The sequence below is a fragment of the Neisseria sp. P0008.S004 genome (genome assembly GCF_051962755.1).
Taxonomy (GTDB): Bacteria; Pseudomonadota; Gammaproteobacteria; order Burkholderiales; family Neisseriaceae; genus Neisseria; species Neisseria subflava_A.
In genome coordinates, this window is the sequence record NZ_JBQCUZ010000002.1 from 153477 (window position 1) to 174527 (window position 21051).

The following is a 21051-nucleotide window of genomic DNA, read 5'->3' on the forward strand; positions in this document are numbered from 1 at the left end:
TCTTATGTTGAGGGTTGAAAAACAAAGCAGCTATTTTACCGCAAACATCTATTTCTGACGCAACTTTTCAATCGCCAGCAGATAGGGAGGCGCATTGCGGCGGTTGACAAAGCCATAGCGTAACACGGCAAATGCTTCCTGCGGCAAAGTTTCCGCCCATTGCACAATCGCTTCAGCCTCTATTCGGCCGGCTTCATGTCCCGGATACAATACCGCTACGGCCAGCCCGCCCTCTTTCAGCAAACCCAAAGTATCCGTCAGCGCACGGATGCTGCTTGTCGCCTCAGTCGTACAGCTTTTATCGCCCCCCGGCAGCCAACCGAAATTAAATACTGCGGCATCTAAAGACTCGTCGATATAAGATAAAACGTTTTCATGACCGTCATGTATCAGGGCTACCCAACCATCTACGCCATTTTCTTTCAGACGGCCTTGAGTCTGCTCCAGTGCTTTGGATTGCACATCAAACGCCCACACCCTACCCGTCTCTCCAACCGACTGCGCCAACAGCAAAGTATCATGCCCGTTTCCGGCCGTCGCATCCAAAGCGCGGCCGCCTGCTTTTAAGGCTTGTCGTAACAAGGAGTGGGCAAAGGGAAGAATGTTCTCAAGCAGCATGATAAAGGTCGTCTGAAAATAAAAATACCCTACCGCAAAAGCGGTAAGGTATTGAAAAACAGGAATGCGTTACATCATTTATTCGGCAGGTTGTTGCACTGTCTCAACTTGAACCGGAGCAGCTGCGGCAGCGGCTTGAGGTTGTTTGTTTTCGTGTTGCAGGCTGACTGCGCGTGCAGGAACGATTGTTGAGATAGCGTGTTTGTAAACCATTTGAGTGACGGAAGTATTACGCAGCAGAACAACGTACTGGTCGAATGATTCCACTTGGCCTTGCAGCTTGATGCCGTTTACCAAGTAGATTGAAACCGGAACGTGCTCTTTACGCAACGCATTCAAAAAAGGATCTTGTAACATTTGTCCTTTAGCTGTCATATTCTTGAGCTCCATTATTATGATTGTAAAGACGCCAAAATCGGCGTTTGATGGGATTGTAGCCCCGAATAGGATAAATTACCAACTATTTTTTTCTATCACACCGTTTAGGAATCCAGCAATAAGGGAACTTCACGTCAAACCGACTGTTTCATTTCCATATTCACAACAATCCCCAATTCAAATTTGATGTTTTTTTAAATTCGACAAACCCTATCAAAAATATGCCATGAAGCTCTAACAATCTGTTTTTCATTATAAAAAGGCCGTCTGAAATTGTTCAGACGGCCTTTGTGTTTATTTGCTGAATTGTTTTTTCACGCTGACTTTGGTTTTCTTCTTGAAGCGGTTTTTCTCTTCCTTGCGGCCTTCGCGTTTCTCAATACGGTTGCTCAAGCTGACACGGCGCAGCGGTTTTTTCTTCGGTTTGTCTTCCGCATTTTCATACGGGTTTTCCGAAACATTGTATTGAATTCTGAGCGGCGTACCTTGCAGATTGAAGGCTTTGCGGAACGTTTGGGTCAAATAGCGTGTGTAGCTGTCGGAAATGGCGTGCAGCGAATTGCCGTGTACCACAATTACCGGCGGATTCATGCCGCCTTGGTGGGCATAGCGCATTTTCGGACGCACCAAGCCAGCACGCGGCGGCTGTTGACGCTCGATCGCGCTTTGCAATACGCGCGTGATTTTCGGCGTCGGCATCTTAATCATCGCCGCATTGTAGGCAGCCTGAATACTTTCAAACAAACCGTCTATACCGCGCTCTTTCAACGCAGAAATAAAGTGGAACTTAGCAAAATCAAGGAAATACAGTTTGCGGTTGATATCGCGTTTCACTTGCTCGCGGCGCTCTTCGCTGATGCCGTCCCATTTATTGACCGCCACCACCAAGGCACGGCCTGCTTCCAAAGCGAAACCTGCAATCGTCGCATCTTGGTCGGCGATATCTTGTTGCGCGTCCAATACCAAAACAGCAACATTTGCCGCTTCAACCGCCTGCATGGCTTTGATAACGGAGAATTTTTCCACCGCTTCATCCACTTTGCCGCGACGGCGCACACCTGCGGTATCGATGATGGTAAACGGTTTGCCTTCACGTTCAAAATCGATATGGATACTGTCGCGTGTTGTGCCTGCCATATCGAAGGCAATCACGCGCTCTTCGCCGAGAATAGCGTTTACCAAGGTCGATTTACCGACATTTGGACGGCCGATTACAGCAAAAACAGGATGTTTCGCTTCTTCCTCTTCCTTTTCAGGCTCGGGGAAGGTTTCCAAAATATCTTCAATCAGATAATACACACCATCGCCATGCGCACCTGAAATAACATAAGGGTCGCCCAAAGCAAGTTCGTAGAACTCGGAGGCAAGTACGGCCCTATTGCCGCCCTCGCCTTTATTCACGGCCAAATAAACAGGACGCGGGCTTTGGCGCAAACGGTCGGCAATGATTTTGTCTTGCGGCGTCAAACCGGTGCGGCCGTCCACCAAAAACACCACTGCATCGGCTTCATCGACAGCCTGCAAGGTTTGTTTTGCCATTTCGTGCAAAATGCCACTGTCCACAACCGGCTCAAAGCCGCCGGTATCGATGACCAAATAAGGTTTGCTGCCGACTTTGCCATGACCGTAATGTCGGTCACGCGTCAGGCCGGGCAGGTCATGCACGAGCGCGTCTTTGGTGCGCGTCAAACGGTTGAATAAAGTAGATTTGCCGACATTGGGGCGGCCGACAAGCGCGATGGTTGGTTTCATGATTGAGTCTTTCTGTGTCAAGTGCCGCCTAAAAACGGGAGCGGAACACAAGCAGGTGTTTTAAAAACACGGTTGATAAGGATAAGTGTAGGCCGTCTGAAAAGTCATTGCAACTTCAGACGGCCTTGATTTCAAACAAACTTATTTCAAGCTGTCGATTTTCATTTGTAGCAATTCGCGGCCTACTGCGGTTTGCGGCATTTTGCTCAAAGCAGCTTCGTAACTTTGTACGGCTTCTTTGGTTTTATTTTGGGCAACGTAAACATCGCCTTTAGTTTCCAGCATCAAAGGCTCGAAATCAGCCTCAACCTGAGTATTCAGGGCATTGATGGCGGCATCGTATTTTTTTTGCTGCAACAGGACAACGCCCAAACGCTGGGCTGCCAAAGCTTGAACCAGCGGTGCATTTTGGTTTTTCAGCACCCAATTCAAATGACCTTCCGCCACATCATAACGGCCGGCATCAAACTCGGTTGCTGCTACCATCAAAGTAGCTTGGGCTGTCGAAATGGAATCAGGATAGTTTTTTTGCAATTCGGCCAAATCGGCGTTGATGGCTTTTTGGTCGGTTTTTTGCTGCGCCTTTTCCACCATTTGCGCCAATACGGCGGCGGCTTCCTGATCTTTTGAAGCTTTTTGGCCTTGGTAAATGGTGTAACCCAAATACCCCAAAGCCGCCACAATCAGCAAGGCAAAGATCCAACGGCCGGTTTTTTTCCAAAAATATTTAAAGTTGTCTAACTCTTGTTGTTCTTCCAAATGGGCTGCCATTTATGCGTTCTTCCATTGTTGTAAAGTGTCTGTCAAATCAGCGGCGGCAACGGTTTGTTGTTCGCGTTTGCCCTGCATATCTTTCAGGGTAACCGTACCGTTTACCAGCTCATCCTGAGCTACAATCAGGGCAAAGCGTGCGCCACTGTTGTCTGCTTTTTTCATTTGCGCCTTCAGGCTTTGATAGCCGGAATGCTGCATTACATTGAAACCTTGAGCGCGCAAGGCTTGCGCGTATTTCATCACCTGCAAGTCCGCACCTTCGCCTTGGTGCATTGCATAGACATCAGGCGCGGCGTTCACTTCCAGAGAGCCGTATTCGCTCACCAAAAGCAGCAGGCGCTCAATACCCATCGCAAAGCCGATAGACGGCGCAGGTTTACCGCCAAGCTCTTCAATCAAACCGTCGTAACGGCCACCACCGCACACAGTCGCCTGCGCGCCGAGTTTGTCGGTCGTCCACTCAAAAACCGTCTGATTATAATAATCCAAACCGCGGACCAAGCGCGGATTTTCAATATATTGAATACCCAAACCATCCAACATCGCCTTGAAGCGTGCATAGTGGTTTTGCGAAGCCTCGCCCAAGTAATCTACCAGACGCGGCGCCGCGTTGCAGATTTCCTGCAAATCAGGGTTTTTCGTATCCAAAACGCGTAAAGGATTGGTTTTCAGACGGCGTTTGCTGTCTTCGTCCAGTTGCGCTTCATAGCGGGTCAAATATTCAACCAATGCAGCACGGTGTGCCGCACGTTCCTCACGGTTGCCCAAGCTGTTGATTTCCAAAGTCAGGTATTCGCGAATACCCAATTTTTCCCATAAGTCGGCAGACATCGCGATGATTTCCGCATCAATATCCGGCCCTTCAAAACCCAAAGCCTCGATACCGACTTGATGGAACTGACGATAACGGCCTTTTTGCGGACGCTCGCGACGGAACATCGGCCCCATATACCACAGCTTTTGCGGGCTGTTGTAGAGAAGGTTGTGTTCGACCACCGCACGCAAACAAGAAGCCGTACCTTCAGGACGCAAGCTCAAACTCAAAGAATCGTTTGAATCGGAGAAGGTGTACATTTCCTTGCCGACCACATCGGTTTCCTCGCCGATGGAGCGGACAAACAAACCGGTTTGCTCGACAATCGGCGTACGGATTTGCTGATAGCCGTAAGCGCGTGTCCAACGGCCGACCGTATCTTCAAACGCCTGCCAAAACGCAGCCGTCAGTTTGAAATCTTTTTGTTCGACAGGTAAAAGGTCGTTCATACCTTTTACAGATTGAATTTTTTGTGCCATTTCAATATGGGATAAGCGAAAATCAAATAGTTGGGCATTATAGCTGATTTTTAAGGGTTTGTGAGGTTGGGAACAAATCAAAAGGCCGTCTGAAAAAGTTTTCAGACGGCCTTTGACTCACTCTACACGCCGTAGCCTGATTTGTTTGACTGCAAATTCCGTCTGCCGCTTGGGATGATGTGTAAAAAACAATTTATTTGAAATCGTCTCCGCTTTTTTCGGTACAACAGCCAAAATCTTACCTGCCAAATTTCCCTCACGAGTTTTCCAAGCATCCAAAAACTGCGCCCTGCTCATGGAAACATGACCCAGCGACGGGTCGGCAAGCAAAACCGTATTGCCGTCTATACCGCGCAATACCGAAAAATGATCGTCCTTGCGGTATTTCAAATACACGATGACGGGGATTTTCAACTTCGCGAGCTGCTCGAAAGACAGGGCATAGCCTTTCGCCTCAAAACCCAAATCGGGCATGATGCGCTGCATATCCTCAAACGACGCGCGCATTTGCTCCTTATCCAGTTTTTTCAACACTTCTTCCTCCGTCAGCTTTTGCCCGTAAAAATTGTTCAAAAGCGTCGCCACCGAAGCCGCCCCGCAGGAAAAATCCAAATCCTGTTTTACAATATTGAAATCGCGCCTCTCTTTCCAACTTTGCACTTTGATTTTTCCGTAAACAACAGGATTATCGTTAAACATAGGTGCAGCATTCAGAAGACCGGATAAAGAAACGGCAATCGGCACTGACAGACAAATACGTTTTAATATCATCATACCTTCTAAAGATATATGTAAGAGGTCGTCTGAAAAAGCTTTCAGACGACCTCTTACATAATTATTCTTAATAGTATAAATAGTAAGGGATATAACAGGTATTAGGGGCAAACCATGTTGCACCATGACCTACTGCCCTTACCGCTTCTTAGACAGTCTTTTTACGAATACCATCATCAGGATTGTCCAAAAAAAATATTTGATAAATATATTGCAAGATATTTTATTCCAATTTCATCCGAAACAGAAACTAATATATTTTTAATTAATACATAGCCGATTATTACATTTATTATTCCTATAATATATAAGGATATTCCCAAAATTTTTTTTGATTTTATTTTAGGCATATCTTTTATCCATACTAAAATACAGCCCAATGTCGAAAAGAAAATAACAGGAAACACTACCTTACCTCCTCTTACTTCCAACCAAACCGATAGCAGGCTTGGTTGGAAATTGGTTTATTTATTTATAAACATTATTTCCATATCTTCCGATATAAAAAAAATACTTATCAAACTTCTCAAAATTAAGTTCTATTTTTTCTATATTATTCAAATCAGTATTATCTCCTATGATACGGAGAACTACATTTCCTAACAGGCAAAGATTATGAACTACATGAACCAGTTCGGTGGAAGGTGTATATACACCTTGCAACTTAATATTATTTTTTTGTGCATTTTTTACCTGTAAATTAAATTTTTTGGAATTTTCTTCGTAGGAAAGAATCGTCCCTTCCGGAAAAATGACTGTCCTGCACAGTAATTTGTCCGCATTATTATAATGCAGCGTATTTTTTGAAAAAAATAATTTATTATTTGGAAATTTTCTTATAATTTCAGAGCTTGACCAACGGCTATTTTTTTAAAAAAGAAATCTGCTCGTTATTAGTACTATCAATTTCAACTTCAATTATCATCACCACCCCTCATAAAATACACAATATGATTGGGCAATTATTGCCCAAGCCCGCAACAAATTCTAATTATTTTGGAGTCTTAGCCAATTGGCGTCCATAAAAAATATGAGCCCTCGAACTACTGGGGTAGCATATCTTGCAGCAACAAAAGTACCTATCCTAGTTAAATACCCAAGTGCCACCAACGGCGCCATGGCCCCTTCAGCCTCCTTCATCTCCTTCTGAGAAAGCTCCGCCAACTGCATAGGCGTATCTGCCTGCGTGTGGAACACTTGGCTTTCAAATGTCTGATTGTCGAAGCTGTTTGCCATTGCGGGAGCAATCATCGTCAGAATCATCATGGCTGCGGTGATTTGTTTTTTTCATAACAAATTCTTGGGGAGGAGATAATGTTCCATCAAAATCCTCCTAAAAGGCTGCCTGAAATTTCCAAGCAGCCTTTTTTGTTTGCTTATTAATCGGATAGTGCGACAAATATAAAGTAGGCGGCAATAATTGCCGTAACGGCAGCCATAACTGTTTTATTTTCTTTATCAAACCAAAGCGAGTTTAGAAACATGGCCATCAAGAAATATGATGGTTTTTCAGTTTTTCCGCTGCTTTCTTGAATTAGAAGATAAAATATAAATATGGCAGTTATACTGATTGCTGTTTTTATTAAAATATATTTATTTTTCATCATCTTGTATGATTTTCAATGCAAGTCTCAACAATAAAATTCGAAATAAAATAGAGAGATGTTGATATATCAGATAAATACACAAAACAATCAAGAAAACTATTGGCGGCATGTATAATCTTGAATTTCGTTTTTTGATGAAATTAAAATAATGAAATATATACTTACCATTATAATGGAAGTTTTAGCCTCCTGATTGCAGTATTTCAAATCCAAGATAAATATTAAAAAATTATTAAAATTAAATGATTAAATTGTTTTAATAGCCATATCGATTAGCTTATTATTCAAATATCTTATTTAATTTTATTTATTATTTCCCCAACTTTTTCGGCAATAAATAACAAAAAATAGCATAATAAGATAACAGAACAGGAAAATAAAAATAAATCTTTCATTATCTTAGTAATAAAATTCCAAAGATTTTCCTTATTTCCATCAATAATAAAAATTATCAGGTCATGAATAAAGAATACTGCAAAGAAAATACTTCCTGCCGTTAGAGATATTTTTAATCTGCTTATTTTCCCTTCGCTATATTTACCTGATAAATAGCCTAAAAAAGCTGCAATCAAATCATCCATTTTAAAAATTTCTGTAAAAACAGGTAATGTCTTTAATTCATTACCTGCTTGTTATGATTTATCTACGCCATACGCGATTTGCACCATTGTTGGCAAGTGTGCTATTTACTCTCCATATGTTTGCTCCTGCATTTGTCAGGCTGGGAATAAATTTGACTCCTCCACTGGCAATTGCCCCCGCAGTACCAAATGATGCGTCAATGACAGCACCTGTTGCTACGTTATCTGCAAATTTGGCATTGTCCCATTTGTAATGACCTTGATAGACGCCCCATGCATATAGCCGGCACCTCCCCATATGCCTCCTACGATACCACCGGCTACCCAAGGAGCAACAGCCCCCTCAGTGTCTTTCATTTCCTGCGGCGATAGTTCCGCCAACTACATCGGCGCATCTGCCTGCGTGTGGAACACTTGGTTTTCAAATACCTGATTTTCCATGCTGTTTGCCATCGCCGGAGCGGCAATCATCGTTAGAATCATCATGGCTGCGGTAATTTGTTTTCTCATAACAACTCCTTTGGATTACAACGTTGGAAAATCAAAAACTGCTGAAAATGTATGCTGTACGCCCAATTTCAGTTCGGAACTGGTTTGCCCTGAAACGTTGAAACGTGCGGATGCGTTTAAAGCCGTGGTTTTGGTGAAACCGAAACCTGCACCGAGATGGGCGTAGATGGATGTATTTCCGGAGCATTCCCGTTCGCCGTCCAGTCGGTCGGGCTTCCTGCCCAGCCATTGGATGTCGCCCGTGAGGCTGATCCTGTAGTTGGCGGCAAATGAGATGTTGAAGTTGAGCAGCCAATAGTTGCCCGATATGAAAAAGCTGCCCTCCCTTTTTCTCTCAAGCGATGGCTGCAGATAACGCCACAAATAATCAAGCAAAAATAGATTTAGTCAAAAAGGTTTACCTGACCAAAGTGGATTTAGGCTCTGAACACAATCGTGTTACCACGCCTGAACTACAAAAAATTATCCGACAATTCAATAAATTCGACACAAATATCCGTAAGCAACCCGATATGGAGATGGGATGTGACATGCCGATACATTACTACTTGGGTTTTGGTCAGGATCATCCTGACAACTTCCATAAAACTTTGCAAGTCAAGGTCACTTCTCCCCATACCGTCCGGGCAACATTTAAACAATTTGACGGCCATAGGGTCGGTGCAGATTTCACGTTGAAATGTACAGAAAACCGTTGTTTGATAGATGATTTTAAGATGATTGGCGATCAAACCGGCATCAAAACCGATTACAAACTTGTTTTGCGCAAACAAAAATGTGAGTGAGCCGACAAAACAAAAGGGCTGCCCAAACAAATGGAGCAGCCCTTTGATTTTGAAATCAAGGTCGTGAAGGATGCGGATTTAAGCGGACAGGCGGCAAATTAGGTTTTCCGTATTGGGAAACGGCTTGTCTGTCTGAAGCCACTTTTCCTGACTGCATGACGCCGCTATCGTTGCGTATTGGATGTGCGGCATACTCGTCTTGATTTAATTGTGAAACTTCTTCATTGACTTCATGCTCTGCCACAAGTTCATACTCATTATCGTATGCCTTACTCTTGCCAAGCCGAACTTCCCCTCCCGCCATAGCGGATACGGAAAACGCGGATAACATGATGATTATGCCGATTTTTCTCTGCATAATATTCTCCTTTTCTCAAATATTGCTTCTTTATCATTTCTTTAATTCATGCCATAAAAGCAAGTTCAAACAAAACCAGTTTATCTGATTCCATTTATAGAGGCTATTTAAACACAAAACCTGCATCAATACATATCCGTTATTAGAAGTTTATTTTCCATATAAACAAGGCCGTCTGAAAAAATCCTAAAAACCGAGTACAATCCGCCGCATGAAAAAACGTACCAATCCCCTACCCCTTTTAAACGGTGTCAAACCCAGCTACTTGGTTTTACCGCATGAAAAGCAGTTTTACGGCTTGCCGCTGCTGCATTTTTTATGCGCTCATTTTCCCTTTGTCGGCGAAGAAAACTGGCGGCGGCGGCTGAACAGCGGTTTTGTGGTGGGTGCGGATGGCGTGCCGTTTGATGAAAATACCTTGTTCGAACCCGGCAAGACGATGTTTTATTACCGTGAAACCAGCCGTGAGAGCGAGCCGCGTATTCCGTTTGAAGAAAAGATTTTGCATATTGACGAGCATTTGATTGTAGTGGACAAACCGCATTTTCTGCCCGTCATCCCCAGCGGCAGGTTTTTGCGGGAAACCTTGCTCACGCGCCTGCGTCTGCGGCCGGAATTGCAGCATTTGAATGTTGAAGACATTACGCCGATTCATCGCTTGGACAAAGATACGGCAGGCGTTATGCTGCTTTCGCTCAACCCTGCCACGCGTCGTGGTTATCAGACCATGTTCCAAGAAAAAACCGTCCGAAAAACCTATGAAGCGGTGGCGCCGACGCGGACGGATTTGGACTATCCGCTGGATATTTCGTCACGAATGGAACGCGGCGAAAAATTCTTTCTCACGCGGGAAACGGAAGGCGAACCCAATGCCCACACGACCATCGAGCTTATCGAAAACCGCGGTGCATTCAGCCTCTACCGCCTCACGCCGCATACAGGAAAGAAACACCAGCTGCGCGTGCATATGATGAGTTTGAATATGCCGCTGATGAACGATGCGCTTTACCCTACCCCATTGGCGGCCGGTGATGAAGACTACGACAAACCTTTAAAACTTCTGGCTAAAAAAATAGAGTTTACCGATCCTGTCAGCGGAGAAATCCGCGTATTTGAAAGCAGCTTTACGCTTTAAATTATCCAATCCAATGAAAAAGGCCGTCTGAAATTTTTCAGACGGCCTTTTTGTCACAGAATCATTCGATTAGTGATGAATGCAGCTGCACTCTTTGTTCATATCAATCACCATACGGCCGGTAATTTTACCTTCGCGCATTTCTTGGAAGATGGCAGGCGCTTCATCCAAAGCACGCAATTCGACTTTAGGCACAACCAAACCTTCTGCGCCGAATTGGAATGCTTCTTCCAAATCTTTGCGGGTACCGACCAGAGAGCCGACCACTTCGATGCCGTCCAATACCAAACGTGGGATAGACAAGTCCATAGACTCAGGTGGCAAGCCGACTGCAACGACACGGCCGCCGGCGCGGACACAATTAACGCCTGAATTGAACGCTGCAGCGGATACGGCTGTTACCACGGCTGCGTGTGCGCCGCCGGTTTTTTCTTGGATGACTTGAGCCGCATCTTCTTTGGCGGCATTGATTACCAAATCAGCGCCGGTTTCTTTGGCAAAAGCCAGTTTGTCATCGTTGACGTCAATGGCAACAACGTGCGCGCCAAACACTTTTTTCGCGTATTGAACCGCCAAGTTGCCCAAACCGCCTGCGCCGTAAATCGCAATCCATTGACCCGGACGAACGCCGGAAACTTTAATCGCTTTATAAGTGGTCACACCGGCACAAGTAATGCTCGAAGCTTGCGCAGGATCCAAGCCCTCAGGGACTTTGACCGCGTAATCGGCACTCACGATACAGTGGGTCGCCATGCCGCCGTCGGCAGTATAGCCTGCGTTCAATACAGAGCGGCACAAGGTTTCGCGGCCGGTATTGCAATATTCGCAAGAACCGCAGCTTTGGAACAGCCATGCGATGCTGACACGGTCGCCGACTTTCAGATTTTTCACACCGTCGGCAACTTCTTTAACCAAACCGATGCCTTCGTGTCCCAACACGCGACCCGGTTTGTCGCCGTAATCGCCTGCCGCAACGTGCAAGTCGGTGTGGCACACGCCGCAACACTCGACTTCCACCAACGCCTCGCCATATTCCAGCGGACGCAGTTCGCGTTCAACAACTTCTACATCACCTGCTACATCTTTATTTACTACCACAGCATGCATTTTCATGAGAGAGTCTCCTAGGGTGTTGAAAAACTGTTTAGCTATGAATGAGAATACTCCCCATATCCGAAGCCGTCAACCCATAATCTTTTTAAAAACAAATAGTTATAATGTTATATCATAACAGGATCTATTTAAGCCGTATAAATCTTTAAATACATTAACAAATGCAATTTCATTTCAATCAAATCCTTTATTTTTCAGACGGCCTGCTACATGAAACAACATTGCAAACGTAAATTTTGAGAACATTCTCATTTTTAGTACTTGAACTTAAAAAGAAAAAAGCATAAGCTGTTTTTATGGCGCAGAAACACGCCTTCCCACTCATTAAGGAGACAGCATTATGGCAAAAGATTTAAATGTGTTTGATAAAGAATATGGTCTTTTAATCAACGGCGAATGGACGAAAGGTAGCGAAGGCAAACTTTTATCCTCTTACAACCCTGCTAATGGCGATGAGTTGGCCAAGTTCACAGACGCAACCGATGCTGATGTCGATGCTGCCGTAGCCGCTGCACAAGAAGCGTTCAAAACATGGCGTAAAACCACGACTACCGAACGCGCGGCCATTTTGAACAAAATCGCCGATGTAATTGACGAAAACGCCGAATTGTTCGCCCTGCAAGAAACCTTGGACAACGGCAAACCGATCCGCGAAACTCGCGCCGCCGACGTACCATTGGCTTCCGACCATTTCCGCTATTTCGCCAGCGTGATCCGCGGCGAAGAAGGCACTGCGACCCAGCTTGACGCCGAAGACCTGTCCATCGTTTTGCGCGAACCGATCGGCGTTGTCGGCCAAATCATTCCTTGGAACTTTCCATTCTTGATGGCCGCATGGAAAATCGCTCCGGCATTGGCCGCAGGTTGTACCATCGTCATCCACCCTTCTTCCAGCACTTCATTGAGCCTGTTGTCCCTCGCTCAAAAAATCAACCACCTGCTGCCTAAAGGCGTGTTGAACGTGATTACCGGCCGCGGTTCCAAATCCGGCGAATACATGCTGCACCACAAAGGCTTCAACAAACTGGCCTTTACCGGCTCAACCGAAGTCGGCCGTCGCGTCGGCATCGCCGCTGCCGAATTACTGATTCCGTCCACTTTGGAGTTGGGCGGCAAATCCGCCAACATCTTCTTCGACGATATGCCTTTCGACAAAGCCCTCGAAGGCGCGCAAAAAGGTATTTTGTTCAACCAAGGCCAAGTTTGCTGCGCCGGTTCTCGTATCTTCGTTCAGGAAGGTATTTACGATAAATTCGTCAATGCCTTGGCGGAAGAGTTCAAAAAAATCAAAGTCGGCCTGCCTTGGGAAGACGACACCCAAATGGGTTCGCAAGTCAATGCCGGTCAACTCGAGACCATTTTGAAATACGTCAAAATCGGCGAACAAGAAGGTTGCCGCATCATTACCGGCGGTAAAAAAATCGAAGGCGAATTGGGCAAAGGCGAATTTGTCGAGCCTACTTTGATTGAGGCCAGCAGCAACGAAGCCCGTGTTGCCCAAGAAGAAATCTTCGGCCCTGTTGCCACCGTGATTAAATTCAAAACCGAAGAAGAAGTCATCAAAATGGCCAACAACAGCGAATACGGCTTGGGCGGCGCAGTTTGGAGTACCGACATCAACCGCTGCCTGCGCGTTTCCAATGCATTGGAAACCGGCCGCGTTTGGGTAAACTGCTACAACCGCCTGCCTGCCGGTGCACCGTTTGGCGGCTACAAAACTTCAGGTATCGGCCGCGAAACCCACAAAATGATGCTCGCCGCCTACACCCAAGTGAAAAACATCTACATCAGCACCCGTGAAGAACGCGAAGGCTTCTATTAATCCGCCGTTCCACATTAATCTGATTTAGAAAATATAAAGGCCGTCTGAAACCTGTTTCAGACGGCCTTGTTTTATTCTGTTTCTCAATAAAGCTTCATATCTTTCTCAAAAAAAGCCCCATTACTTTCTCTCCGGCCACCGCCAGCAAGGCTCCGGCCACAACCACCATGGCACCCACATAGCTGACGAGATTCATATCCGAAGCGGCAAAATAATCGGGGGCGAGATGATGGCCGATGGTGGAAAATATCATGGTAAATACAGGTATCAGCGTGGTAACGATACTGACTTTTGAAGCGTCCCAATGGTTGAGCGCTTCACCGAATGAACCGTAGCCGATCAGCGTGTTCAGGCAGCAATAGATAAAGCAGCCCCATAAAAACGGATTGCCGATATGGGCGATTTGCGACGGTTCGGCAAACGGCAGAAAAACAAAGCTGCTGCAAAAATAAATCATGAGCAGGATTTGTTGCGAATTGAAATGTTTGGACAGAAGTTTTTGCGCCACGCCGTAGCACACCCAAATCATGCTGCCCGAAGCCGCCATCATCACGCCGACCGCGTAGCTGCCCAAGCTGAAAAGTTCGCCGAATTTATCGTTGAAAAACATGACCAAACCCGTCAGCAAAAGCATCAAGCCGATTTTTTGCCAATGCGTAAAGGCTTCTTTAAACACGCCAACGCCGACCAAAATCATGGTAAAGGGCGAGAGTTGCCACAACACCTGCGTGGTTGTCGGCGAAATATAGTGCAAACCCATGGCAACGAGCACAAAGTTGGCGGAAATGCCGACAATACCCAGCACCAATAAAAATAAGGTTTGCTTGGAAAATTCAGACGGCCTCGGCAGCTTGCCGGTCAGTCCCAACAACGCAAACAACACCAGCGACGCCACTAAAAAGCGTATCCACACCAGCGTGGGCGCATCGACGGCTTTTAAGGCCTGTTGCGCCGCTACCGGCAGCGAGCCCCAAGTCATGGTGGCAAGCAGCGCCAATGAAAAGCCGAGCCAAGTTTTTTGTTTCTTCATTTTTCAGACGGCCTTTATTTACGCGGCTTCCCAGTAGTCGATATAAAGCTGCAATTCGAGATTATTCCGCCATTCGTTGGCAACGGGACGGTACACTGTACGGATGTATTCGGGAATGTCTTCGCTGCAACGCCAGAACATGGCTTCAAATTCGTAGCCGTCTTTTTGCAGCCAGACTTTTTTATGTTTGCCCTCCGCGCCCAGAGGCTGCTGGCGGACAACGTGAAATTCATCGGTAAAACTCGGCGGCGCGAAGCCCTGCCCCCAAACGTGTCGGGCAAGGTTTTGCGCCTGTTCCAGCGTAATGTCGCGTGCGGGCAGGCTGCCGTCGGTGATGAAGGTTTGCGACAAATCGTCTTCGCACACCATCTCGCGTACGGCTTCTTCAAAGGCCGTCTGAAACGCAGGAATATTGTGTTCGAGTATGCTCAAACCCGCCGCCATTGCGTGTCCGCCGAATTTCAAAATCAAATCGGGATGGCGTTTGGATACCAAGTCCAAAGCATCGCGCAGGTGCAAATTGGGAATGGAGCGTCCCGAACCGCGCACTTCGCCGTTGTCGGCAGGCGCAAATACGATGGTCGGACGATAAAAACGGTCTTTGAGGCGGCTGGCAACAATGCCGACCACGCCTTGATGGAAGTCGTCGCGATACGCCACCAACGTCGTCTGACCTGAAGGCAGGGTTTCAGGAAAAGCATTCAGCGCGTCTTGCAGCATAGACTGCTCGATTTCGCGGCGCTCGATATTGAGGTTGTTTAACTGAGCCGCCAGTTCCTGCGCCTCGGTGTCATCTCGCGCCAACAGACAGGCAATGCCGACCGACATATCGTCCAGCCGTCCGGCCGCGTTGATGCGCGGTCCCAACGCAAAGCCCATATCAAACGGCTGAGCCTTGCGCCAATCTCGTCGCGCCACGTCAAACAAGGCGCGGATGCCGGGGCGCATTTTGCCCAAACGCATCCGTTTCAACCCTTGAGACACGAGGATACGGTTGTTGTGGTCTAGAGTGACGACGTCGGCGACGGTACCGAGTGCGACCAAATCCAAAAGGTCGCCCAGATTCGGCTCTTTCAGGCCGTCTGAAAAATAATTGCGGCGGCGCAGCTCGGCACGCAAAGCCATCAATACATAAAAAATTACTCCCACGCCCGCCAAGCTTTTACTTTGGAAACCGCAGCCTTTTTGGTTTGGATTGACGATGATGCAGTCGGGCACGGTCTCGGCAGGCAGATGGTGGTCGGTCACAATCACATCCAAACCCAACTCCTGCGCACGCGCCACGCCTGCAATGCTGGCGATACCGTTATCCACCGTCACCAACAAATCCACACCTTGCTCGGCAGCGAGTTCGGCGAGTTCGGGCGTTAAGCCGTAGCCGTGTTCAAAGCGGTTGGGCACGAGAAAATCCACTTTCGCCCCCATCGCCGCCAAACCGCTCATACCGACGGAACACGCCGTTGCGCCGTCGGCATCATAGTCGGCGACAATCAGGATTTTTTCCTGACGCTCAATCGCATCCGCCAAACGTCCGGCGGCGGCTTCACAGTTTGTCAGCGATTGATACGGCAAAAGCGCAGCAAGCTTGTCGTCCAACTCGGCCGGACTTTGCACATCACGCGCAGCACACAGCCGCGCAATCAAAGGATCGGTACCGGCAGTGAGCAAGTCGTTGAAAACAGTCGGATTAATGGAACGTGTTTGAATTTTGACGGACATAGTGTGTGGGATTAAATAGAGAAAAAATTAATTTTTTGAAACATTTATTTTAAGGAGGAGGCCGTCTGAAACCTGCAATCCGTTTTCAGACGGCCTTGGATATTATTTGCGTGAAGCATCGATAATTTCACTGACTACGACATATGAGCCTGCTATCACTGCGCCGACTGCGTCCAAAGCCAATGTAAATGGCGTTTTCAGGATATTCCCCGTCAACTTCCAAACGTCGGTGCTTTTTTTGGTTTCCGTATAATAAATTCTGACCGGGACGGCAGTGTCAAAACGGCGGTCTTCGGCAACATTTTTCGGCGTCGCATAATAATGACCTTCGGTAGAAATACACCGTGTGTAGACAGTTTTACCATCGAGTTCAACCGGCTTGAACGCCAACTGTTTTAACTTGGCAATCTCGGCAGCTTTTTGAGTATCGTAACGCAGGCAGAAATTCGAGCGAAAAGTTTGCGCTTCAGGAGATTTCAATTCAACCGGCAAAGCCTCATACACCTGTTTTGGGTTTTGCTGAACCATTTGAAAGCGTTTACTCAGCTTAGCGCCCAAAACTGCCTTCAACTTGGCCGAATCTTTAGGATTAACGACAAACCAATATTTTTTGCCCATCATGACCAAGCTGCCTGTTTCCAGTTGCGTATTGTCTTGGGCAACCACGCCAAATGCTTGAATATTGTCTTTAGCGACGGTTTTTTCGGTTGTGGTTTGATGGAAAGGGCTATTTCTTTCCCAAAGATCGGTAGTACATCCATTGAGGGTCAATACACCAACCAGCAAGGCGATTGCAGAGTGGCGAAATTTCATGGTCATCCTCCTTCGGTATTACGATACAGGCCGTCTGAAAACCGCAATCCGTTTTCAGACGGCCTTAAGGTTTATTCTTCCCAATCCTTCCCTTCTTCTGAAACGTCGGATTGACCGGCCTCCATCACTGCTTTAATTTCTTGGAACAACGCGCGGAAGTTTTTCGGCGGTTTGTTTTGTTCCTGCTCTTTTTTGGTGTTGCGGATCAAGGTACGCAATTTGCCGGCGTCGGCTTGCGGAAAATCGGCCATAAATTGGGTAATCGCGCCATCGTCTGCCAACAGTCGTGTACGCGCCTGCTCGACACGTTGCAAAAAGGCATTATGTGCCGTATTGTCGCCGCGCAGTTTGGCCAAATAAGCTTCGATGGGCGCAGGGTCGATATCGCGCATCAGGCGGCCGATAAATTGGGCTTGGCGTTTGAGCGCGCTGTTGGACGTGATTTTTTTATAGGTGGCAATGGCTTCGAACAGCTCTTCGTCCAAGCCGATTTTTTTCAGCGTATCGCTGGAGAGCTTGGTCAATTCCATACCCAAAGCCTGCAAATCGTTCATCTGCTTTTTCATTTGGGTTTTGCTGACCCATTCGTCTTCTTGTTCAAACATTGTGTTTCCCTGATTTTCTGAATCTGCCTATTTTATCAGTTTTCAGACGGCCTTTCCGTGCGATTTTTGCAGAGGCCGTCTGAAACGGTTAAAATGCCGCAAAACCCTGTCAGGAAACCTTTTTATGCTGTTTAACCACACACCGGACGAGCTGTTGCGCTTGTGCGGACACACGCTGGATTTGGCCAAACAATCCGGCGCCACCGCGGCCGAAGCCGATTTCAGCGAGTCGCTCGGTCAAAGCGTCAGCGTGCGCTTGGGCGAAATCGAACAAATCGAGTTCCAACAAGACAAATCTTTAGACATTACGGTCTATGTCGGCCAACGCAAAGGCCGAGCCAGCACTGCCGACTTTTCCGAACGCGCCCTGCAAGATACGGTCAAAGCCGCCATCGATATTGCACGCTATACCGCCGAAGACGATTGCGCCGGCCTTGCCGACGCTGCCTTGATGGCAACCCATATCGGCGACCTCGACCGCTACCACGAATGGGATTTGAGTACCGAATCCGCCATTGATTTGGCCAAGCAATGCGAACAGGCCGCTCTGTCAACGGACAAACGCATTGAAAATTCCGAAGGCGCATCGGTTCATACCGGCCATTACCAATATGTTTACGGCAACACCCACGGCTTTGCCGCACACCAGCAAAGCACGCACCACAGCATTTCTTGCAGCGTGGTCGCCAGCGACGAACACGGCATGCAGCGCGACTATTGGTATGATTCTTCCTGCCGTCAAGAAGACATGGACGCGCCCGAACTCATCGGCCAAACTGCAGCCGAACGGACTTTACGCCGTCTGAATAGCTGCAGCGTTCCGACCGGCAGCTATCCCGTACTGTTTGATACCACTGTCGCAGTCGGCTTAATCGGCCACCTTATCGGCGCACTCAGCGGCGGCGCGCTCTACCGCCAAAGCAGCTTCCTGATTGACAGTATCGGCAAACAGGTGCTTCCCGAATTTCTCAGCCTTCGCGAAGAACCGCATATCCTGCGCTCGTTCCGCAGCACTTATTTCGATGCCGAGGGCGTGTCCACGCAGCCGCGTTTTGTGGTGAAAGACGGTATCGTCGAAGGCTATTTCCTCAGCAGTTACAGCGCGAAAAAACTCGGTATGCAGACAACGGGCAACGCCGGCGGTGCGCACAATCTGTATCTGAACCACACCCACGCCACGCAGGCCGACCTGTTGAAAGAAATGGGAACAGGTTTGCTGGTTACCGAATTGATGGGACAAGGCGTCAACGGCATTACCGGCGACTACTCGCGCGGCGCGGCCGGTTTTTGGGTGGAAAACGGCGTCATTGCCTATCCGGTTCAGGAAATCACCATTGCCGGACGTTTGCAGGATATGTACCGCGACATCACCGGCGTGGCAGACGACGCATTACGCCGTTCATCCAATCAAATCGGCTCCATCTTGGTTTCTAAAATGACGGTTGCCGGCAACTGATTGAACTAAATATACAAAAGGCCGTCTGAAAGATATCTTTTCTTTTCAGACGGCCTCGCCGTTATCTACTTCCATAAAAAACACATCATGCATATTGTCGTTATCCCCTCTTGGTATCCTTCTTCCGAAACTGACGTGGACGGAATCTTTTTCCGTCTCCAAGCCCAAGCCCTGCAACGTGAAGGCATGAAAATCGGCATGGTCGTACCCATGTTCCGCTACTTGAGAAGTCAGCCGAAAACCATCTTCTCGCGCTTCTACGGCCTGCGCCGCCATCAGCAAGGCGGACTCAACACTTACGCCTACGACAGCATGTATTTCTTCCCGCGCTGCCCGGTTGTCGACATCGACCGCATCCGCTGGGTCAATGCAGGCATGAAAGCTTTTGAAGCCTATATCGCCGACAACGGCAAACCCGACGTAATTCACGCCCATTGCGTCAACTATGCCGCCATTTTGGCCTGTGCCATCTTCAAAAAATACGGCATTCCCTATGTAATTACCGAACACAGCAGCGCCATTTCACGCGGCCTTGTCCGAAAAAACCAATGGCCGTCCATGCACGAAGCCGTGCGCCACAGCGCGACCCGATTCGCCGTCAGCCGTGATTTCTGCCGCATTCTCGAAAAAACCTACGCCGGTACAGACTGGCAATACCTGCCCAATATGCTGGGCGGCAATTTTGAACAGGATTTCGAGTTCCCCGAAAAAAACAATCAAGACTTCACCTTCTGCAGCGTCTCCCACCTGCGCCACCTCAAAGGCCACGACCTGCTCCTGCCTGCTTTTGCCGAAGCACTCAAAACCTATCCGCAGCTCAAACTCAAAATCGGCGGCGGCGGCGTAGAAGAAGGCCGTCTGAAACAACTGGCAAGCGACTTGGGCATCAACCACGCCGTTACCTTTACCGGCGCATTAACCACCGACCAAACCCTGGATCTCATGCGCCACAGCAACGCATTCGTCCTCGCCAGCCGTACCGAGACCTTCGGCGTCGTCTATATCGAAGCACTGTCGCAAGGTTTGCCCGTTATCGCCACACGTTGCGGCGGCCCCCAATCCATCGTCACATCCGACAATGGCCTGTTGGTACCAATTGAAAACATACCGGAACTGACCAAAGCTTTGCTCACCCTCTACGAAAACCATGCACACTACGATCCCGTCCGTTTGCGCCAAGATTGCCTGCAACAATTCGGCAGCCGTGCCATTGCGCAACACCTGATCGACACCTTCCAAAAAGTGCTTAATAAATAGGCATAAACCATACAGGCCGTCTGAAATCCTTCAGACGGCCTGCCTGCTTCCAACAAGACAAATCTAGTGTAAATTTAAGACAATAACTAAACTTTTTGATTTAAAATCAGTCGAAGGAAAAATTGTTACCTACAATAATATCCCACATATATTATGCGCTATTACGGAACGATTACTCGCTGGAACAGCAAGCGCGGCTTCGGAGCCGCTACCATAGAAGACACAGGCCAAGAAATCTTTCTTGCCCTTGCCGCCTTCACCACCCTTACCCGCCTTCCGGCCGAAGGGCAACACATCTCCTTCAACATCACAGAAGGCCGACGCGGCCGCAAAGAAGCCGAAAACGTCTGCTTCGCCCTCGATTGCGCCGACTGCTTCGATGTCCTCGTCCCTCCCCCTGAAAAACCCCTCGCCGGCAAACAAGCTATCGTCGGCCTGATTGCCGTTATCTTCGTCTGCAGCATTTTCGCCGTCTTGTGGTACGGCCTCCACTTTTCCGACAACACACCGGAAGAGCCTGTCGTCAAAAAACAAGAAACCATGGTTCACGAAGTAGCCGCCAAAATCGAAGCCGAACGCAAAGCATGGCGCGATGCCGTCAACGGCAACAACCAACGCTCGGGGCAACCTCAACGCTCCAAAGATAATACTTCAAAACAATAACGCTGTAT

Annotated in this window: 21 protein-coding genes and 3 pseudogenes; 6 read left to right on the forward strand and 18 right to left on the reverse strand. The window is 47.8% G+C overall.

Going from position 1 to position 21051, the window contains the following annotated elements; all coding sequences use genetic code 11:
- Nucleotides 1-48 precede the first annotated feature (48 nt).
- The 12 genes and pseudogenes from ACTHSW_RS02540 to ACTHSW_RS02595 form a co-directional block, all read right to left on the reverse strand.
- Nucleotides 49-618: a tRNA (mnm(5)s(2)U34)-methyltransferase gene (locus tag ACTHSW_RS02540; RefSeq protein ID WP_070461418.1), complete on the reverse strand. Its 570-nt coding sequence runs from the start codon at nucleotides 616-618 to the stop codon at nucleotides 49-51.
- 78 nt (nucleotides 619-696) lie between these two features.
- Nucleotides 697-993: an RNA chaperone Hfq gene (gene hfq, locus ACTHSW_RS02545; RefSeq protein WP_036493792.1), complete on the reverse strand. Its 297-nt coding sequence runs from the start codon at nucleotides 991-993 to the stop codon at nucleotides 697-699.
- A 297-nt stretch (nucleotides 994-1290) separates the two neighbouring features.
- The gene (gene der / locus ACTHSW_RS02550) at nucleotides 1291-2748 is read right to left on the reverse strand and encodes a ribosome biogenesis GTPase Der (protein WP_070461417.1); all 1458 of its coding nucleotides are present in this window, start codon (nucleotides 2746-2748) and stop codon (nucleotides 1291-1293) included.
- Between the two features lie 141 nt (nucleotides 2749-2889).
- Nucleotides 2890-3519, reverse strand: a complete 630-nt coding sequence (locus ACTHSW_RS02555) for a YfgM family protein (RefSeq protein WP_070461416.1) — start codon at nucleotides 3517-3519, stop codon at nucleotides 2890-2892.
- On the reverse strand, nucleotides 3520-4815 hold the full coding sequence (hisS, locus tag ACTHSW_RS02560) for a histidine--tRNA ligase (protein ID WP_070461514.1): 1296 nt from the start codon (nucleotides 4813-4815) through the stop codon (nucleotides 3520-3522). It lies immediately after the preceding gene.
- A 117-nt stretch (nucleotides 4816-4932) separates the two neighbouring features.
- Entirely contained in the window at nucleotides 4933-5589 is a 657-nt protein-coding gene (locus ACTHSW_RS02565) for a C39 family peptidase (RefSeq protein WP_070461513.1), read from the reverse strand.
- Nucleotides 5590-5727: 138 nt separating this feature from the next.
- A pseudogene (locus ACTHSW_RS02570) lies at nucleotides 5728-5996 on the reverse strand (hypothetical protein).
- A gap of 580 nt (nucleotides 5997-6576) precedes the next feature.
- Nucleotides 6577-6855 (reverse strand): hypothetical protein, encoded by a 279-nt coding sequence (locus tag ACTHSW_RS02575; RefSeq protein ID WP_070461415.1) that lies wholly within the window; start codon nucleotides 6853-6855, stop codon nucleotides 6577-6579.
- 113 nt (nucleotides 6856-6968) lie between these two features.
- Nucleotides 6969-7196: a hypothetical protein gene (locus ACTHSW_RS02580; protein WP_070461414.1), complete on the reverse strand. Its 228-nt coding sequence runs from the start codon at nucleotides 7194-7196 to the stop codon at nucleotides 6969-6971.
- Nucleotides 7197-7489: 293 nt separating this feature from the next.
- Entirely contained in the window at nucleotides 7490-7777 is a 288-nt protein-coding gene (locus ACTHSW_RS02585) for a hypothetical protein (RefSeq protein ID WP_070461413.1), read from the reverse strand.
- Nucleotides 7778-8044: 267 nt separating this feature from the next.
- Nucleotides 8045-8287, reverse strand: a pseudogene (locus tag ACTHSW_RS02590) (class IIb bacteriocin, lactobin A/cerein 7B family); the annotation flags it as partial.
- Nucleotides 8288-8302: 15 nt separating this feature from the next.
- Nucleotides 8303-8599 (reverse strand): annotated as a pseudogene (locus ACTHSW_RS02595) (hypothetical protein); the annotation flags it as partial.
- Between the two features lie 29 nt (nucleotides 8600-8628).
- Here ACTHSW_RS02595 and ACTHSW_RS02600 point away from each other — a divergent pair.
- On the forward strand, nucleotides 8629-9072 hold the full coding sequence (locus ACTHSW_RS02600; protein WP_225905490.1) for a hypothetical protein: 444 nt from the start codon (nucleotides 8629-8631) through the stop codon (nucleotides 9070-9072).
- A 55-nt stretch (nucleotides 9073-9127) separates the two neighbouring features.
- Here the strand turns inward: ACTHSW_RS02600 and ACTHSW_RS02605 are convergent, their stop codons facing one another.
- Entirely contained in the window at nucleotides 9128-9403 is a 276-nt protein-coding gene (locus tag ACTHSW_RS02605; RefSeq protein WP_234396192.1) for a hypothetical protein, read from the reverse strand.
- A 238-nt stretch (nucleotides 9404-9641) separates the two neighbouring features.
- Between ACTHSW_RS02605 and ACTHSW_RS02610 the strand changes: the two genes are divergently transcribed.
- Nucleotides 9642-10565: an RluA family pseudouridine synthase gene (locus ACTHSW_RS02610; RefSeq protein WP_107768833.1), complete on the forward strand. Its 924-nt coding sequence runs from the start codon at nucleotides 9642-9644 to the stop codon at nucleotides 10563-10565.
- A gap of 69 nt (nucleotides 10566-10634) precedes the next feature.
- Here the strand turns inward: ACTHSW_RS02610 and adhP are convergent, their stop codons facing one another.
- Nucleotides 10635-11678 carry an alcohol dehydrogenase AdhP gene (gene adhP, locus ACTHSW_RS02615; protein WP_199900394.1) on the reverse strand — a complete coding sequence of 348 codons (1044 nt, stop codon included), beginning with the start codon at nucleotides 11676-11678 and terminating at the stop codon, nucleotides 10635-10637.
- A 340-nt stretch (nucleotides 11679-12018) separates the two neighbouring features.
- On the opposite strand from adhP, the gene ACTHSW_RS02620 reads away from it, so the two are divergent.
- Complete coding sequence (locus ACTHSW_RS02620) at nucleotides 12019-13500, forward strand: aldehyde dehydrogenase family protein (protein WP_070461409.1); 1482 nt, start codon at nucleotides 12019-12021, stop codon at nucleotides 13498-13500.
- Nucleotides 13501-13594: 94 nt separating this feature from the next.
- Here the strand turns inward: ACTHSW_RS02620 and ACTHSW_RS02625 are convergent, their stop codons facing one another.
- The 4 genes from ACTHSW_RS02625 to yjgA form a co-directional block, all read right to left on the reverse strand.
- Entirely contained in the window at nucleotides 13595-14530 is a 936-nt protein-coding gene (locus tag ACTHSW_RS02625) for a DMT family transporter (RefSeq protein ID WP_070461408.1), read from the reverse strand.
- 18 nt (nucleotides 14531-14548) lie between these two features.
- Complete coding sequence (recJ, locus tag ACTHSW_RS02630) at nucleotides 14549-16249, reverse strand: single-stranded-DNA-specific exonuclease RecJ (protein WP_070461407.1); 1701 nt, start codon at nucleotides 16247-16249, stop codon at nucleotides 14549-14551.
- 102 nt (nucleotides 16250-16351) lie between these two features.
- Nucleotides 16352-17062, reverse strand: a complete 711-nt coding sequence (locus ACTHSW_RS02635) for a hypothetical protein (RefSeq protein WP_070607903.1) — start codon at nucleotides 17060-17062, stop codon at nucleotides 16352-16354.
- 71 nt (nucleotides 17063-17133) lie between these two features.
- On the reverse strand, nucleotides 17134-17667 hold the full coding sequence (gene yjgA, locus ACTHSW_RS02640; RefSeq protein ID WP_440373750.1) for a ribosome biogenesis factor YjgA: 534 nt from the start codon (nucleotides 17665-17667) through the stop codon (nucleotides 17134-17136).
- 124 nt (nucleotides 17668-17791) lie between these two features.
- Here yjgA and pmbA point away from each other — a divergent pair, with 124 nt between their 5' ends.
- From pmbA to ACTHSW_RS02655, 3 genes are all read left to right on the forward strand, one after another.
- Nucleotides 17792-19123, forward strand: coding sequence for a metalloprotease PmbA (gene pmbA / locus ACTHSW_RS02645; protein WP_070461405.1), 1332 nt, complete (start codon nucleotides 17792-17794; stop codon nucleotides 19121-19123).
- An 87-nt stretch (nucleotides 19124-19210) separates the two neighbouring features.
- On the forward strand, nucleotides 19211-20380 hold the full coding sequence (locus ACTHSW_RS02650) for a glycosyltransferase (RefSeq protein ID WP_070461404.1): 1170 nt from the start codon (nucleotides 19211-19213) through the stop codon (nucleotides 20378-20380).
- 153 nt (nucleotides 20381-20533) lie between these two features.
- Nucleotides 20534-21043, forward strand: a complete 510-nt coding sequence (locus ACTHSW_RS02655; protein ID WP_070461403.1) for a cold-shock protein — start codon at nucleotides 20534-20536, stop codon at nucleotides 21041-21043.
- The last annotated feature ends 8 nt before the right edge of the window (nucleotides 21044-21051 follow it).